Source organism: Caulobacter sp. 05T431, assembly GCF_056665975.1.
This window is the reverse complement of record NZ_JBFTKU010000152.1, coordinates 1-398: the sequence shown is the minus strand read 5'-3', so window position 1 is coordinate 398 and position 398 is coordinate 1. Positions and strand designations below refer to the sequence as shown.

General features: G+C 68.6%; 1 protein-coding gene. It reads left to right on the top strand.

Features of this window, described 5'->3' with window-relative positions:
- Positions 1–10: 10 nt before the first annotated feature.
- Positions 11–398, top strand: a 388-nt coding sequence (locus AC1U89_RS24920) for a hypothetical protein (RefSeq protein WP_479902291.1), incomplete at its 3' end; no start/stop codon positions are given.

The window sequence follows — 398 nt, the reverse complement described above, 5'->3', positions numbered from 1 at the left end:
GGGGAAGGACATGGACGAGACAATCGCGGGCAAGGACCACGAACAAGGGGGCGCGCAGGGGCAGCGAGGCTGGACCCGGCAACAGCCCACCCAGGAACCGCGCACCCGACAACCGCGCACCCAACAACCGCGCAGTCAACAATCACCCACGCGGCAACGACGTGAGCGGGACTTGTGGGCCGCCGTGGCCGGTCTGGTGGCCGTCGGCACGGCCGTGGTGCTCGGTGAGCTCGCGGCCAGCCTGGTGAGCCCCACGGTTTCTCCAGTGACAGCCGTGGGCGGGGCCGTGATCGACGCCGTCCCGCCGGGGGTCAAAGAGTGGGTTATCTCCGTGTTCGGCACGGCAGACAAGGTGGCGAGTGGGTTATCTCCGTGTTCGGCACGGCAGACAAGGTGGC